The organism is Palleronia aestuarii, assembly GCF_003253995.1.
Lineage (GTDB): Bacteria > Pseudomonadota > Alphaproteobacteria > Rhodobacterales > Rhodobacteraceae > Palleronia > Palleronia aestuarii.
In genome coordinates this window covers 147,161-162,892 of sequence record NZ_QKZL01000001.1, presented here as the reverse complement: position 1 = coordinate 162,892, position 15,732 = coordinate 147,161, and the positions used below count along the sequence as shown (strand labels likewise).

The 15,732-nt window shown below is 64.3% G+C and carries 16 protein-coding genes and 1 pseudogene; 5 read left to right on the top strand and 12 right to left on the bottom strand.

Annotated features, from left to right (window positions below; translation table 11 throughout):
- Positions 1–65 precede the first annotated feature (65 nt).
- From secG to LX81_RS00805, 3 genes are all read left to right on the top strand, one after another.
- A complete protein-coding gene (secG, locus tag LX81_RS00815; protein ID WP_111535383.1) occupies positions 66–434 on the top strand; it encodes a preprotein translocase subunit SecG in 369 nt (122 codons plus the stop codon).
- A 134-nt stretch (positions 435–568) separates the two neighbouring features.
- The gene (pyrG, locus tag LX81_RS00810; protein WP_111535382.1) at positions 569–2,212 is read left to right on the top strand and encodes a CTP synthase; all 1,644 of its coding nucleotides are present in this window, start codon (positions 569–571) and stop codon (positions 2,210–2,212) included.
- Positions 2,213–2,310: 98 nt separating this feature from the next.
- Positions 2,311–2,481 (top strand): CsbD family protein, encoded by a 171-nt coding sequence (locus LX81_RS00805; RefSeq protein WP_111535637.1) that lies wholly within the window; start codon positions 2,311–2,313, stop codon positions 2,479–2,481.
- A gap of 92 nt (positions 2,482–2,573) precedes the next feature.
- On the opposite strand, the gene LX81_RS00800 is transcribed toward LX81_RS00805, so the two are convergent.
- Positions 2,574–3,389, bottom strand: a complete 816-nt coding sequence (locus tag LX81_RS00800) for a MipA/OmpV family protein (protein WP_234822437.1) — start codon at positions 3,387–3,389, stop codon at positions 2,574–2,576.
- A 146-nt stretch (positions 3,390–3,535) separates the two neighbouring features.
- Here LX81_RS00800 and LX81_RS00795 point away from each other — a divergent pair, with 146 nt between their 5' ends.
- The gene (locus LX81_RS00795) at positions 3,536–3,982 is read left to right on the top strand and encodes a tellurite resistance TerB family protein (RefSeq protein WP_111535380.1); all 447 of its coding nucleotides are present in this window, start codon (positions 3,536–3,538) and stop codon (positions 3,980–3,982) included.
- Here the strand turns inward: LX81_RS00795 and LX81_RS00790 are convergent.
- The 11 genes and pseudogenes from LX81_RS00790 to coxB all read right to left on the bottom strand — a co-directional run.
- Entirely contained in the window at positions 3,979–5,445 is a 1,467-nt protein-coding gene (locus LX81_RS00790) for an FAD-binding oxidoreductase (protein WP_111535379.1), read from the bottom strand. The genes LX81_RS00795 and LX81_RS00790 overlap by 4 nt on opposite strands.
- Positions 5,442–6,269, bottom strand: a complete 828-nt coding sequence (locus LX81_RS00785; RefSeq protein ID WP_111535378.1) for an MBL fold metallo-hydrolase — start codon at positions 6,267–6,269, stop codon at positions 5,442–5,444. Before LX81_RS00785 ends, LX81_RS00790 begins: the two co-directional genes overlap by 4 nt.
- 70 nt (positions 6,270–6,339) lie before the next feature.
- A complete protein-coding gene (locus LX81_RS00780; RefSeq protein WP_211322675.1) occupies positions 6,340–6,924 on the bottom strand; it encodes a GNAT family N-acetyltransferase in 585 nt (194 codons plus the stop codon).
- Complete coding sequence (locus LX81_RS00775; protein WP_111535376.1) at positions 6,924–8,186, bottom strand: M16 family metallopeptidase; 1,263 nt, start codon at positions 8,184–8,186, stop codon at positions 6,924–6,926. Before LX81_RS00775 ends, LX81_RS00780 begins: the two co-directional genes overlap by 1 nt.
- A complete protein-coding gene (gene thrC, locus LX81_RS00770) occupies positions 8,183–9,562 on the bottom strand; it encodes a threonine synthase (RefSeq protein WP_111535375.1) in 1,380 nt (459 codons plus the stop codon). The genes LX81_RS00775 and thrC overlap by 4 nt, the downstream gene beginning before the upstream one ends.
- Complete coding sequence (locus LX81_RS00765) at positions 9,559–10,242, bottom strand: SURF1 family protein (RefSeq protein ID WP_111535374.1); 684 nt, start codon at positions 10,240–10,242, stop codon at positions 9,559–9,561. The genes thrC and LX81_RS00765 overlap by 4 nt, the downstream gene beginning before the upstream one ends.
- Before the next feature lie 80 nt (positions 10,243–10,322).
- Positions 10,323–11,114, bottom strand: a complete 792-nt coding sequence (locus LX81_RS00760; protein ID WP_111535373.1) for a cytochrome c oxidase subunit 3 — start codon at positions 11,112–11,114, stop codon at positions 10,323–10,325.
- Between the two features lie 25 nt (positions 11,115–11,139).
- Positions 11,140–11,700, bottom strand: a complete 561-nt coding sequence (locus tag LX81_RS00755) for a cytochrome c oxidase assembly protein (RefSeq protein ID WP_111535372.1) — start codon at positions 11,698–11,700, stop codon at positions 11,140–11,142.
- Positions 11,697–11,891: a cytochrome c oxidase system small membrane protein gene (locus LX81_RS00750; protein WP_111535371.1), complete on the bottom strand. Its 195-nt coding sequence runs from the start codon at positions 11,889–11,891 to the stop codon at positions 11,697–11,699. Before LX81_RS00750 ends, LX81_RS00755 begins: the two co-directional genes overlap by 4 nt.
- Positions 11,891–12,817, bottom strand: a complete 927-nt coding sequence (gene cyoE / locus LX81_RS00745) for a heme o synthase (RefSeq protein WP_111535370.1) — start codon at positions 12,815–12,817, stop codon at positions 11,891–11,893. The genes LX81_RS00750 and cyoE overlap by 1 nt, the downstream gene beginning before the upstream one ends.
- Positions 12,818–13,214: 397 nt before the next feature.
- A pseudogene (gene coxB, locus LX81_RS00740) lies at positions 13,215–14,072 on the bottom strand (cytochrome c oxidase subunit II); the annotation flags it as partial.
- Between the two features lie 180 nt (positions 14,073–14,252).
- Here coxB and tldD point away from each other — a divergent pair.
- Positions 14,253–15,677, top strand: a complete 1,425-nt coding sequence (gene tldD, locus LX81_RS00735; protein ID WP_111535368.1) for a metalloprotease TldD — start codon at positions 14,253–14,255, stop codon at positions 15,675–15,677.
- Positions 15,678–15,732 lie beyond the last annotated feature (55 nt).

Here is a 15,732-nt window from a genome sequence, read left to right as displayed (position 1 = left end):
CCGGGGGTTGCGGCATATCCGGCAGCCCTCTAGATAGCGCGGGTCCGCCAGCGAGAGCCGCCCGTATGGAAAACATCGTCCTCATCGTCCACCTGATCCTCGCGCTGTGCCTGATCGGGGTGGTGCTTCTGCAGCGCTCCGAAGGGGGCGGGCTCGGCATGGGCGGGGGCGGAGGCGCGATGTCCTCGCGCGGCGCGGCCACGGCGCTGGGGAAGATGACCTGGGCGCTCGCGGTGGCCTTCATCGTCACGTCGATCACGCTGACGATCTTCGCCGCGCAGAACGCATCGGGGAATTCGGTCATCGACCAGATCGGGTTCGAGACGCCGTCCGCGCCCGAGGGGGAAACCGAAGGGTCCTCCCTGCCCTCCGGAAACGACCTCCTGCCGCCGTCTTCGGGGAATGCGCCCGCGACACCGCCCCGGGCCGACTGATCACCCATCCGCCTTCGGTTGCGCGCCGGGGGCGATCCTTGTAAGCCTCAAATCCCGTGGCGGGGCGCGTCGGACGCCCCCTGCAAGTGGATTTTGCCGCGCGCGCGGCGCCTCGCACGGGAGACCATTCTCATATGGCGCGCTATGTCTTCATCACCGGCGGCGTCGTGAGCTCGCTCGGCAAGGGCCTCGCCTCGGCCGCACTCGGAGCTCTTCTCCAGGCCCGCGGTTTCAGCGTAAGGCTCCGGAAACTCGACCCTTACCTGAACGTCGATCCCGGCACGATGAGCCCGTTCGAGCATGGCGAGGTCTTCGTCACCGATGACGGGGCCGAGACCGATCTCGACCTCGGTCATTACGAGCGGTTCACGGGCGTCGCGGCCCGTTCGACGGATTCGGTAAGCTCGGGGCGGATCTATTCGTCGGTGCTCGAGAAGGAGCGGCGTGGCGATTATCTCGGCAAGACGATCCAGGTGATTCCCCACGTTACGAACGAGATCAAGGATTTCCTGCGCGTCGGCGCCGACGAGGTCGATTTCATGCTCTGCGAGATCGGCGGCACGGTGGGCGATATCGAAGGGCTTCCGTTCTTCGAGGCGATCCGCCAGTTCGGCCAGGAGCATCCGCGGGGACAATGCATCTTCATGCACCTGACCCTGCTGCCCTGGATCGCCGCGTCCGGAGAGCTCAAGACCAAGCCCACGCAGCATTCCGTCAAGGAACTGCGCTCCATCGGTATCGCGCCCGACGTGCTCGTCTGCCGGTCGGAGCGCACGATTCCCGAGAAGGAACGGGAAAAGCTCGCGCTCTTTTGCAACGTGCGACCCGACAGCGTCATCGCCGCCTACGATCTCAAGTCGATCTACGAGGCACCGCTTGCCTATCATCGCGAGGGGCTCGACCAGGCCGTGCTCGACGCATTCGGCATCTCTCCCGCACCACGCCCCAACCTTCGACGCTGGGAGGACGTGGCGGACCGAATCTTCAATCCCGAAGGCGAAGTCCGCGTGGCGATCGTGGGCAAGTACACGCAGCTTGAGGATGCCTACAAATCGATCGCCGAGGCGCTGACGCATGGCGGAATGGCGAACCGGGTCCGGGTGAGGATCGACTGGGTCGACGCGGAAGTCTTTGAGCGAGAGGATCCCGCCCCCCTTCTCGAACCCTATCACGCCATCCTCGTTCCCGGCGGCTTCGGCGAACGCGGAACGGAAGGGAAGATCAAGGCGGTGGAATTCGCCCGCACGAGGGAGATCCCCTATCTCGGTATCTGCCTCGGCATGCAGATGGCCGTGATCGAGACCGCCCGCAACCTCGCTGGCCTAAAGACGGCCGGAAGCCAGGAGTTCGACCATGAGGCCGGAGAAGCCCGCTACGAGCCGGTGATCTTCCACCTCAGCGAATGGATCAAGGACAACGAGAAGATCGCGCGGGACGTTCTCGACAACAAGGGCGGGACGATGCGCCTGGGAACCTACACCGCGACGCTCGCCGAAGGATCGAAAGCTGCGGAAGTCTATGGCGGCCAGTCGATCGAGGAGCGCCATCGCCACCGCTATGAGGTCGACATCAAGTATCGCGAGATGCTGGAGACGCACGGATTGAAAATTTCCGGTATCTCGCCGGACGGACGGCTGCCCGAGATCGTCGAGGTGGAGGGCCATCCCTGGTTCATCGGCGTGCAATTCCATCCCGAACTGAAATCGAAACCGTTCGCGCCGCACCCCCTCTTCGCAAGTTTCATTCGGGCCGCACGAGACGTGAGCCGCCTCGTCTGAGCTGACGGTCGCCAATCACGATAACGCGCGAAGCGGTCTCGATAGGAACCGGGATCGCGTTTGGCCGTTCTGGTCTCATCGCTATGGAGGTAATGGTGATGAACAAGGACAAAGCAGAAGGCGCCGCCAAAGAAGTTGGTGGCAAGGTCAAAGAAGCTGCAGGCAAGGCGACGAACAACGAACGTCTGAAGCACGAAGGCCAAGGCGATCAGGTCGAGGGCAAGGCCCAGAAGGGCGTTGGCAAGGCCAAAGACGCGATCAAGCATTAAATACGGAAAAGGAGCGCGGAAACGCGCTCCTTTTCGATCAGTACTCCGCGTCTCGACCTCAAGTCGTTCCGCAGGAGACCCTGTAATAGGTATCAGAAGTCGAGAGTGATGAGGCGCGTGACGCCGACCCTAAGCCCGTATTGGTCGCGATCGCCATTCTCCACGATCGGGCTGTTCTCCGCATCACCGGTGAACCGATCCCAAGTCACCGCGCCCTCGATCCCCCAGTTCTGGTTGATCTCGTAGCGCGCACCGATCTCCATACCCGCGCTCAGCAGACCGCCATTCGCATCATAGGCATCGAACTGGCTGGCCACGGCTTCATCGTCGGAAACGCCGAAATACGTTGACGCGTAATCGTCTGAACCGAGGAAAAGACGCGGGCCCACCGCAAGGGTCAGATTCTCGGTCGGATGCACCTTCAGATCCGCCCCGACTTCTCCGACGAATGCATCGTGTCCGATGACTCCATACCGCAAGTCAGCGAAGGCATCGAAGATGTACGAACTGTACCCGATGCCGAGACCGAGCTCCACCGACGTGTCGACATCGTCGAGGCCGGACAACTCGGAATTGTCGTCGGAACTGCGCTCGCTGATGTAGCGGAACGATCCTCTGAGGCCGACGCCGTAGGTCGGCTCGGCAAGATTGGGCGTACCGAAATCGCGCCCGCCGGGAAGACGCAGATAGTTCAGACGGAACGCGAAATCCGGACCGACGGTGTATTCGTCGGAGCCGAAATAGTCCGGGGTGGACGCGATGCCGCCGCGCAGGGTGAAGATCAGGTCGGGCGACGGAGCGGCCTGCGCCATCATCACGGGCGCAGCCTCCGTAGGTGGCACGTCGAGATTGCCGGCCCATGCGGTGACGGGGGTGATCGCGAGAATCACGACGGGAAGTATGCGCATTTTCATGTCTGGACCGGCAGCTGAACTTTCAAACTACCTAGGCGATCACGAAGATATTCAACAGGACTAATCACGTTTGCCCACTACATGTCGTATCGTTGCGGTGGATCTTTGCAAGGCGGCAACACAAGGCTATATCGCAGCGAATGATCAGCGACATTCTCAACCGCCTCTCGGGGCATGACGCCAATCCCGACCCGCTAGACGCGGACGATGCACGGCGGGCCCTGGCGGCTCTTCTCGTCCGGATCGCGCGGGCCGACGGAACCTATGCCTCCGACGAGATGACGCGAATCGACCGCGTCCTGGGCAGCCGCTACGATCTTGCGCCGTTCGAGGCCGCCGCGCTGCGTGCCGAAGCGGAGACGATCGAGGCGGAGGCGCCCGACACGGTCCGGTTCACCCGGGCGATCAAGGATCATGTTGCCTACGAGGACCGGATCGGGGTGATCGAGGCCTTGTGGGATGTCGTCCTGGCCGACGGCAAACGGGACGAGGAGGAGGATTCACTCCTCCGGATGATTGCCCCGATGCTCGGCGTGACCGATCGCGACAGCAACCTCGCTCGGCGCAGGGTCGAGAGCCGCAGCTAGTCCGCGTCTGCGGTCAGGGACGCGCCCGTCTCGAAGTTGGGCGAATTCCGGCGCACCTCGGGTCCGAGAACGGCGCCGGGGTTCATGATCCCGACCGGGTCGAGCGCTTTCTTGATCGCCCGCATCGCCGCAAGCTTCGCCGGATCGCCGTAGCGCTGGAGCTGGGTTACCTTCAGGCGGCCGATCCCGTGCTCCGCCGAGAAGGAACCATCATAGGCCGCCACCTCTTCGTCGATGATATGGCGCAATGCCGCTCTTTGCCCTGCAAACTCCTCTCGGCTGCGCCCCGGCGGAGGGAAGAGGTTGTAGTGCAGATTGCCGTCGCCAAGATGTCCGAATGCGTTGATCCGGAGATCGGCAGTGGCGAGCTTCGCATCGCAGCTTTCCAGGAAATCGGGAATTGCCGAAAGCGGTAGGGAGATGTCGCTCGAGACGATCGCGCCGACGCGCCTGTTCGCTTCGGGGATAGTTTCCCGGATCGACCAGAGTTCGGCGCGCTGCGCCGCGTTCTGCGCCACGACCCCGTCCGTAACGAGCCCGGCCTCGTACCCTTCGGTGAAGAGCGTCTCGAGCCGCTCTCCGACCATGCCGCCCGCCTCGGCGCCGATTTCGACGAGGACACACCATTCGGGGATTTCGTCGAACGGGAGACGCGACAGAAGGCCGGTCTCGGTCAGAAAACGTAGACCCTGGCCCGAGATCAGTTCGAAGGCCGAAACGCCGCCGCGGCGTTCGGCCATCTCGAGCAAATCCAGCGCTGCCGAAGGCCCCGCGACGGTGAGAATCGCGGTTCCGGTTTCAACCGGTTGCGGAAAAAGACGCAGCGCCGCGGCGGTGATGACGCCGAGCGTCCCCTCCGCCCCGATGAGCAGGTTGCGGAGGTCATAACCGGTGTTGTCCTTCCGTAGCCGTTTTAGGCCCCGCATGATCGACCCGTCCGGCAGAACCGCCTCGATTCCGAAGCACAAATCCCGCGCGTTGCCGTAGCGAAGAACGTTGACCCCGCCTGCATTCGTCGCGAGGAGACCACCGATCCGGGCCGAGCCTTCGGAGGCGAGCGAAAGGGGGAAAAGCCGGTCGGATTCGGCCGCCGCCGTGTGGACGTCGGCAAGGATCGCGCCCGCCTCGGCTACGAGAACGTTCTCCCGCGGATAGACGGCAGGGACCTTGCTCATTCGCTCGAGGCTCAGGACGATCGGCGCCGGACCTTCCGTCAGCGTCTGCCCCCCGACGAGACCGGTCCCGCCGCTCCACGGAACGATGCCCACCCGTTCCCGCGCGGCGAACCGGACGATCCGGGCGACCTCCTCCACGTCCCGAGGAGCGAGAATCGCGCCCGCTACCCCGCGCCAGAGGTCGCGCGGTTCGGAGAGGTAGGCATCCGAGATGTCGCGCTCGCATCCCTCCGAAAGTTCGGGGCGCAGCGCCGCGAGCAAGGCGGGCGTAAGGGGGGCGAGCGTCATTCCGATGCAAGGAAGGCTGGCTGCAGGACGATCACCGTCGGCCGGTCCGGCAGGTCGCGTAGGCTGACTTCCAGTTCGCTGTCCTGGCGCAGATCGATCTCGAAACTCTCGGAGATTCCTTGCAGGAACCGCTCGAGCGTTGCTGCGCCGAACCAGTGCATCGGGATGACAATCGAGCTTTCGAGCCGTTCGAGCACGTCGATCATCGTCTCGACATCGACGGTCATGCTGCCGTCGACCGCCGCCATCACGACATCTAGGCGCCCGAGGGCTGCATATTGCGCCGCATCCGGTTCGTGGTGGAGATGCCCCAGATGACCGATGCAAAGGCCCGCGACCTCGAAGACGAAGATCGAATTGCCGTACCGCTCGGCCCCGTCGCCGTAATAGGACCTGATGTCCGTCGGCACGTTGCGTACCAGCATCTCGTCCAAGTCGAGCATGTGCAGATTGGGTTCGATCCCGTCACCCCAGCCTTCGAGGATGTGGGGAATGCTCTCGTCGGGACGGGCCGTCCAATGCGTCGAATGGGCGTGGTTCATTGTCACTACATCCGGGACGAGGTCGGCCGGACCGAGATATCCGTTGTAATCGGTGACGGCGGAAAGACCGCCCGCCGTCTGGATCAGGAACATCGAGTGATCGATATAGCTGATCCGTACGCTGTAAGGGTCATCGATCGGCTCGCGCCAGGCCGCCTTGTGGAGATAGGTGATCCCCGGATCCGCCTCAGCGATCGCGATGCAGTGGCTGGCCGAGCGACCCTGCGACAGGGCGGGCCCTGCGCTCAGGAAACCCGCAAGAAGATAGATCAGGTATCGCATGTCGCCGCTCCGGGAGTGGTTCTGCGTGATCGACACTAACCCCGACATTCGTTCCTCGCCAGTCGGCGCGTCATCCCGTCTCCGTGCGTCCGCGGCGATCGGACCTCAGGATCGAGTAGAGGACGTGGTTTCGCCATCGCCCGGCGATCTGGAGATAGCTTTGGGCCACTCCTTCGTACTTGAAGCCCGAGCGTTCCAGAACGGCGCGCGAGGCGCGATTCTCCGCGAGGCATGCGGCCTCGACCCGGCTCAGTTCCATGCGCGTAAAGGCATGATGGACGATGCCGGCAATCGCTTCGGCCATGTAGCCCTGTCGTGCGAAGGTCGCGCCGATCCAGTATCCAAGCGTACCCGATTGTGCCGGCCCGCGCCGGACGTTGTCGAGCGTGATCGCGCCGAGGAGTTCGTCGTCCTCCCGGCGGATCAGAAAAAGGGGAAGCGCGGTGTCGTTGGCCAGCGACCGCTGTGCCCAGTAGACGCGGTTGGTGAAACTCTTCCGGGCCAGATGATCGTCGGCCCAGAGCGGCTCCCAAGGCTGCAGAAAGGCCGCACTGTCACGGCGTAGGCTCGTCCAGGCGCGAAAATCGCCATGCTGCGGCGGACGCAGTGTCAAACGGTCCGTCTCGACACGGACCCCCCGCCGCATGAACCGCATCAGGCGGCGAGCCTGCGTGTCAGGTCGTCGAGATGCGGGGCCCGATCGACCGGCCCGTAGAGCGCCATCGCCGCCGGACTTTGCGACAGCATGCGCGTCGCGAAGTCGCGCACGTCACCCGTCGTCACCGCGTCGATCTGCGCGACCGTTTCGTCGAGATCGGGAATCCTTCCCCAGATCGACAGGAGGCGGGCCAGCCGTTCCGCGCGTGACGAAGCGCTTTCGAGCCCCATGAGAAGGCCCGCCTTCATCTGCGCCCGCGCCCGCGCGACCTCGGCGGGAGTCATCGTCTCCGCACTGCGCTTGATCTCGTCGATCGTAAGCCCCGCGAGTTCGTCGATCTGGTCCCCGGACGTACCGGCATAGATTGTAAGCATGCCGCTGTCGTCGTAGGCCCCGGCCTGGGCGAAGATGGAGTAACACAGGCCGCGCTTTTCCCGCACTTCCTGGAAGAGGCGTGACGACATCCCGCCGCCGAGCGCCGAGGCATGGATTTGCGCGGCATAAAATTCCGGATCGCGGTAGCTCGGCGCCTCGAAGCCCAGCGTGAAATGAACTTGTTCGAGAGTCCTGCTCTCGCGCCGCTCGCCGCCAGCGAACCGCGCCGGTTCCGCGGTCCGGATGGGCTGCGCCGGACGATCGCCGAAGAGGGCCTCTGCCTGCCGGACGATCGCCTCGTGATCGACGGCACCCGCCGCGGCCACGATCATGTCGCCCGGCCCGTAGCATTCGCCTACGAAACCCGAGAGATCGTCGCGTCCGAAGCGGCTTACCCGCTCGCTCGGCCCGAGGATCGAGCGTCCGAGCGGTTGTTCGGGATAGGCGGCCTCCTGCAACCAGTCGAAGACGATGTCGTCGGGCGTGTCGAAGACCTGACCGATCTCCTGAAGGATCACGCCTCGCTCGATCTCGATCTCGCGCGCGTCGAAGATCGGATTAAGGACGATGTCGGCCACCACGTCGAAGGCAAGCGGTACGTCGGCCTCAAGCACGCGCGCATAGTAGGCCGTCATCTCCCGGCTGGTATAGGCGTTGATGTAGCCACCCACGTCCTCGATCGCCTCCGCGATTTGCAGCGCGTTTCTGCGCGCGGTACCCTTGAACGCCATGTGCTCGAGGAAATGGGCAATGCCGTTCTGCTCGGCCCGCTCGTGGCGTCCGCCGGCGGTGACCCAGATACCGATGCTCGCCGATTTCAGGTCCGGCATCCGCTCCGTCACGATCCGGAGGCCATTCGGAAGGGTATGGAGTTCGACGCTCAAAACAGGGTTTCCTCGATCAGGGTTTTCAGCGCGTCGAGCGCGTTCGGCACGGTTGTGATCCGCTCGGGTCTTTCGAAGAGATCGGCCATCCGGGGCGGCAGGGCGGGTCGGGATCCGGTTGCGGCCTCGACCGCGTCGGGGAATTTCGCGGGATGGGCCGTCGCGAGCGTGACCATGGGCGTCTCGCCCCGATGCTCCGTCGCGACCTTCACGCCCACCGCCGTATGGGGGCAAAGCACTTCACCCGTCCGCGCGTAGATGGAGCGGATCGTCGCAGCCGTCTCCTCCTCCGAAGCGCAACCGGAACGATAGACCTCCCTCAGGGCCCCCATCGCGCCCTGGCTAATGGAGAATCCGCCCTCGCTCGAGAGTTCTTCCATCAATTGCGCCACGGCATTTCCGTCTTCGTCGTAGGCCCGAAAGAGCGCGCGCTCGAAGTTGGAGCTGACTTGGATATCCATGGAAGGCGAGATCGTGGGCGCGACACCTTCCTTCCGGTGCTCGCCCGTCTCCATCGTGCGGTGGAGGATATCGTTGCGGTTCGTCGCGATGACGAGCCGATCGATCGGCACTCCCATGCGCCGAGCGAGGTCGCCGGCGAAGATGTCACCGAAATTCCCCGTGGGCACGGTATAGGAAACGGATCGCTCCGGCGCGCCGAGCGCGACGGCGGAACTGACGTAATAGACGCTCTGCGCAAGCACCCTCGCCCAGTTGATCGAGTTCACCGCCGTCAGGTTCACCCGGTCACGGAAGGCGTGGTCGTTGAACATCGCCTTCACCAGTGCCTGGCAATCGTCGAAATCCCCGTCGACCGCAATCGCGTGGACATTCGGCTCCGTGGGCGTCGTCATCTGACGACGCTGCACTTCGCTCACGCGGCCCTCAGGCAGCAGGATGAAGCATTCGACATTGTCGAGACCCCGGAACGCCTCGATCGCAGCCGACCCGGTATCACCGGACGTCGCGCCGACGATGGTGAGCCGATCGCCCCGCCGCTTCATAGCGTCCTGGAAGACCTGCCCGATGAACTGCATCGCGAAGTCCTTGAACGCCAGCGTCGGCCCGTGGAAGAGTTCCAGAAGCCACTGGTCGGCGTCGATCTGCACCAGGGGCGCACGGGCCGCGTGTCCGAATCCCGCATAGGCCGCTTCGATCATGTCGCCGAGCCGCGTCTCGTCCAGATCGGTAAAGGGCAGCATGACGCGCAGCGCCACATCCTCGTAGGAACGCCCCCGCAGGTCCGCGAGCGTCCCGGCATCGAGATGCGGGAGTTCCGTCGGGACATAGAGGCCCCCGTCGCGTGCAAGTCCGGCGAGAACCGTCTCCTCGAAACCGAGGATCGGGGCCCGTCCCCGCGTCGATTGGTATTTCATCCGTCGGTCTCCTCCTTGCCCCGTGCCATACGCAAAGCCAGCAGGAGTGTCATCCCCGCGCAAATCGCGGCGAGGGAAAACCAGGTGATCGCGTAGTTCAGGTGATCGTTCGGAATACCCTCGGTCGTGATCGGCAAGGCCAGGACGTCGGGAACAGGCGGCTCCGTCCGCCGCGCAACCACCAGCACGGGTTCCGTGCCCAGGGTTTCCGCCATGATCGGCACGTCGCGCGCGAACCAGATATTGCGCCCACGTTCAGGGTCAGGTGTGAAACGATCCGTTTCCTGGGGCCAGTGGAGGTTGCCCAAGACGTCCATATGCTGACCGGCCCTCGGGGGGGCCTTTTCCTCGGTCGGAATGACACCGAGATCGACCATGATCCGACGACCCTCGTCGGTTTCGAACGGGACGATGACCCTGTAACCCGCGCCGGTCGCGGCCGTGGAGACGAGGACGTGAAGTTCCTCTCCCGTGCTGCGCCCGGAGATTTCTACGGGGCGGTAGCGATCCGCCGCCTCGTCGAACGTCGCGGGCAAGGGAGAGGGATCGGCGCTGATTCTGGTTTCAATCCGCGTGAGGATCTCCTGCTTCCAATGAAGTCTCTGAACCTGCCACAAACCGAGCGAAACAAGGACGGCCACGGCAAGGACGCCGGAAACCACCAGAAGTACAAGTCGCATCCACGCCTCACGGGAAAGGGCGCCGATGGCGCCCTGTACGCGTTCGTTGCTGGGCTATCCGAGCCCGCGTCGGTCTCCGCTCACGATCCCCAGATGTAGATCGCCGCGAAGAGGAACAGCCAGACGACATCAACGAAATGCCAGTACCAGGCGGCCGCCTCGAAACCGACATGCTTCTCGGGAGAGAAGTGCCCCGCGCGCAGACGCATGTAGCACACGAAGAGGAAGATCGTCCCGATGACCACATGCGCGCCGTGGAAGCCCGTCGCCATGAAGAAGTTCGCACCATAGATGTTGCCGCCGAACCCGAAGGCCGCGTGGCTGTATTCGTAGATCTGGAACACGGTGAAGAGGATGCCCAGACCGACCGCGAGGATCAGTCCCCATGCCATGTCCTTGCGGTTGTTCTCGTGGACAAGCGCGTGGTGCGCCCATGTCGCGGCCGCGCCGGAGCAGAGCAGGATCAGTGTATTGATGAGCGGCAGGTGCCACGGATCGAAGGTCTCGATCGAAGGGGGCGGCCACTGCCCCTCGGAGAAGGTCTCCATCGGATACATGGCGTGCTTGAAGAACGACCAGAACCAGGCCGCGAAGAACATCACCTCCGACATGATGAACATGATGAAGCCGTAGCGCAGGCCGATGCGGACGACGGGCGTGTGATCGCCCTCGTTCGATTCCGCGATCACGTCGGACCACCATGCGAACATCACGTAGAGCACCAGGGCCAGCCCGATGAAGAACATGAAGGGCGTGATCGAATGCATCCACAGCACGGCCCCGAAGAGCATGATAAACCCCCCGACCGCGGCGAGGAAGGGATGCATGCTCGGCGGGAGGATATGGTAATCGTGGTTCTTTTCGTGCGCCATGCTCACTGGATCCCTGATGCGGCTCTTAGTTCAGATCGAGACTTGCCTGCGTTTCCTCCGGCAGGTCGATCTGGTAGAACGTGTATGATAGTGTGATGTGGTTGACAAACTTCGCGTCGCGATCCTCGACGATGGCCGGGTCGACATAGAAGCTGACCGGCATCTCGACGCGCTCGCCGGGCTGCAGGACCTGCTCGGTGAAGCAGAAACACTCGATCTTGCTGAAAAAACTTCCGGCACCGAAGGGCGCGACGTTGTAGGCAGCCTGTCCCGCGACCGGACGGTCAGTGGGGTTGTACGCCTCGTAGAAGGCAAGACCCGTCTCGCCGATCCGCAATTCTATCTCGCGCTCCACGGGTTTGAATTCCCACGGCATGCCGCTCGCCACGGTCGCGTCGAAGCGGACCTTGATCGTGCGGTCGAGAACTGTGTCCGATCCCGTCTCAGCGATGCTCGTCTCACCTCCATAGCCGGTCACGGCGCAGAACCAGTTGTAGAGCGGAACGGACGCCCACGCCATCGACCCCATGAAGACGACGACGCCGAGCGTCTGGAACAGCGTCCGGGTTTTCGGGTCCATCGTCATTGCGAGATACTCTCCCCTGGCAACAGTTCCGGCCGCACCACGTGATCGAACCCCTGTACGGCGCCCAGCTGACGCACCTTCACGACGGTGAGCCCGAAGACGATCGCGATGAAGACGACGAGCACGAGCCCGACACCGATATTGCGCGACCGGCGGCGGCGGTGGAGTTCGTGGAGAGCCTGGATCGCCATCAGAACAGCCCCACGCCGCGCAGGATCGCGTCGACGAGGAGCGCGCCGAAATGGAGGAAGAGGTACAGCAGCGAGAACTTAAAGAACGCTTTCTCGACGGCGTAGCTGTCTTGCTCCGCCATCGCCTCATCGCGCCGCGCGATCTCCCACGCCCCTTTCAGCAGCCAGATGTTCAATCCCGCCGCCGCCACGATATAGACGGGCCCGCCCGCCGCGGTGGCGCCCAGTGCGACGGCGAAGATGGCGAGGATCACGCTGTAGACGAGAATGTGTCGACGTGTCGAACGCCGGCCATGCGTCACCGTCAGCATCGGCACGCCCGCATCGTCGTAATCCGAGCGCATGAAGAGCGCGAGCGCCCAGAAATGCGGCGGCGTCCATAGGAAGATCAGGGCGAACATGAGGAGCGGTTCGAGCGCGACGCTGCCCGTCGCGGCCATCCAGCCGATGACCGGAGGGAAGGCGCCCGCTGCGCCGCCGATCACGATGTTCTGCGGCGTCGATCGCTTGAGCCACATGGAATAGATCACGACGTAGAAGAAGATGGTGAAGGCGAGGAGCGCCGCGGCCGCCCAATTTGTGGCGAGCCCCAGCATGACCACGGAGAAACCCGACAGCGCGAGGCCGATCGACAGCGCTTCGTTCCCGGTCACGCGGCCCGAGGGAACCGGGCGACGCGCGGTCCGCCGCATGACCGCATCGATGTCGGCGTCCCACCACATGTTGAGCGCACCCGATGCGCCGCCGCCCACCGCGATGAAAAGGATCGCGCAGAAGCCGACGAACGGATGCAGTTGGACCGGAGCCAGAAGCAGTCCGACGAAAGCCGTGAACACCACGAGGGTCATGACCCGCGGCTTCAGCAGCGCGAAGTAGTCGCCGAACTCGGCGTCGTATTCGTTGTCGGTCACGCTCGCGTCAGTCATCGTTCCTCCGATTCACGTCTCGCCGCCAGCCGGCCCGGCAGAAAGTCGCTCTGCCGGTCCTCTATTGCTGCGCCGCGTCCTCCGCGCCCTCGTCGACCAGAACGGCCGCCGGCGCGCGCTCGGAGGCGTCGCTTTCACCCTGCGCCCCGGCGCTGTCCTCCGACGCATCGTCCTGCATCGCGGCATCGCCGTCGCCCTCACTTTCGGGGGCAGGAGCGTTCTCATCGCCGGTCAGATACTCTTCCTGCGCGGAGTTCTCGGGGCCCTCGTTGGTCGAGGCGGCCTCGGATTCCATCTCGATCGGCGTATCCTCGGTCTCGACCGCGGTCTCCTCGGTGCTTGCGGCGACCGCGCCCTCGGAACCATCGGCCTGCTGAGCCATGCTGGCGTCGCGCGGCGTTCCGCCATATTCCTCGATCGCCCCGTCGAGCCATGCCTCGTAGGCGTCCTGGCTCACGACCTTGACCGTGATCGGCATGAAGGCATGGGCGATCCCGCAAAGCTCGGAGCACTGGCCGAAATAGACCCCCTCCTCGTCCGCCTCGAACCAGAGTTCGGCCAGGCGTCCGGGAACCGCGTCCTGCTTCACGCCGAATGCGGGGATCGTCCAGGAATGGATCACGTCGGCGCCGGTCACCTGCAGAACGACCACCGTGTCGACCGGCACGACCATGGCGGTGTCGGTGGCGAGCTTGAACTCGTCCTCCGTGTAGCCCGCCTCCTGCAGCTGCATCCGAACTTCGTCGTTCAGGCGGTTGTCGCCGCCCGTCGCCGGAGAGCCGATCATGTAGCTGTCGAAGGCGAAATCGTGGTCGACGTATTCGTAGCCCCAGTACCACTGGTAGCCGGTCGCCTTGATCGTCACCTCGCCTTCGGGAATTTCCTGCTGATTGAAGAGAATGGGGAGCGAGAAGGCACCGATGAAGACCAGAATCACGATCGGGATAAGTGTCCAGGCGATCTCCACCGGCGTGTTGTGGGTGAAGCTCTTCGGCTCATGGCCCCGCTTCGAGTTGAAGCGCACCGCGACGTAGGCCAGGAGCGCAACGACGAAGAGCGTGATGACGGTGATGATGACGAGCACCATCCCGTCGAGCCAGTGAACATCGTCCGCGATGCCCGTGACGGCGGGTTGAAACCCGATTCCGCCGTGTTCCGGCTTGCCGATGATCGGCAATCCGTCCAGCGCGTCCTGGGCCTGCACGGCACCGGCGGAGAGGATTGCTGCGGCGGTCAAGAGGAAGGGATGGCGCATCTCGCTGTCCTGTCTGGGTTGCGTTGGGCAGGGCTCCTCCCCGCGCGGGGCGGTCCGCCCGGAACAGCCCGTTGAGATCTGGGCGCTTCAAACCATATTGAACCCCGTTAAACAAGTCACGGCATTGCGGCAATCGGCCACCCGAGCCCGTGCATCCCATCTCGAACAACAGGATCGTCCATGACCGATGCGCCATTCCGCCCCCTTGGAGAGTCGATCGACGAAGGGGTCGCCCTCGCGCTGTTGCGGCAGGCGACCGACGGCGCCGATGACGGTGAGCTCTTCCTCGAGCGCCGGCGCTCGGAGATGCTGCTGTTCGACGACGGGCGCGTGAAGACCGCGAGCTACGACGCCTCGGAGGGATTCGGGCTCCGCGCGGTTCGCGGAGAGACGGCCGGGTATGCCCATTCGACGGAGATGAGCGAGCAGGCGCTGCGCCGCGCGGTGGAGACCGCCAGGCTCGCCGTGGGCGATGGCGGCGGGACGATGGCACCGCCGCCCGGTGGGACGAATCGGCGACTCTATACCGATGCCGATCCGATCGCGGCCGCGCCGTTCGCCATGAAGCTCGACACTCTGCGCGAGATCGATGCCTTCGCCCGCGGGCTCGATCCGCGCGTGGTACAGGTCTCCGCTTCGATCGCGGCCTCGCTCCAGGAGGTCGAAATCCTGCGTCCCGACGGGCAGAGCGTCCGCGACGTCCGACCGATGACGCGGCTCCATGTCAGCGTCATCGTCGAGGAGAACGGGCGTCGGGAGCAAGGCGGCATGGGCGGCGGCGGCCGCAGCGGGCTCGAGGCGCTGATGACGCGCGACCATTGGGAGGGCGTCACGCGCGAGGCGTTGCGGATCGCGCTCGTCAACCTCGTCGCGGAACCTGCGCCCGCGGGCGTGATGGACGTGGTGCTCGGCCCTGGCTGGCCCGGCATCCTGCTGCACGAGGCGATCGGACATGGGCTCGAGGGCGATTTCAACAGAAAGAAAAGCTCCGCATTCGCGGGCCTGATGGGACAGCGGATCGCCGCACCGGGCGTCACCGTGCTCGACGACGGCACCCTGCCCGACCGCCGCGGCTCGCTCACCGTGGACGACGAGGGCACGCCCTCGGCCCGAAACGTACTGATCGAGGACGGCGTCCTTGTGGGGTACATGCAGGACCGGCAGAATGCCCGCCTGATGGGCGTGGCCCCCACCGGCAACGGACGGCGGCAAAGCTATGCGCATCCGCCGATGCCGCGGATGACGAACACCTACATGCTCGGGGGAAATACCGATCCGCAGGATATCGTCGCCGATCTCTCCGACGGGATCTACGCCGTGGGATTCGGCGGCGGGCAGGTCGACATCACGAACGGAAAGTTCGTCTTTTCCTGCACCGAGGCCTACCGCGTGAAGAACGGCAGGGTCGGTGCGCCCGTGAAAGGCGCGACGCTCATCGGAGATGGTGCGACGGCTTTGAGCAAGATTCGCGCGATCGGCGACGACATGGCACTCGACCCGGGAATCGGCAATTGCGGGAAGGCGGGTCAGTGGGTTCCGGTGGGCGTCGGGCAGCCGACCCTGCTGATCGGGGGCCTCACGGTGGGTGGATCGGCCAAGGGATGAAACGTTTCTGTCGAATTCGATGCTAATTTTCCGGATTCGCGATCAACCGAAGGTT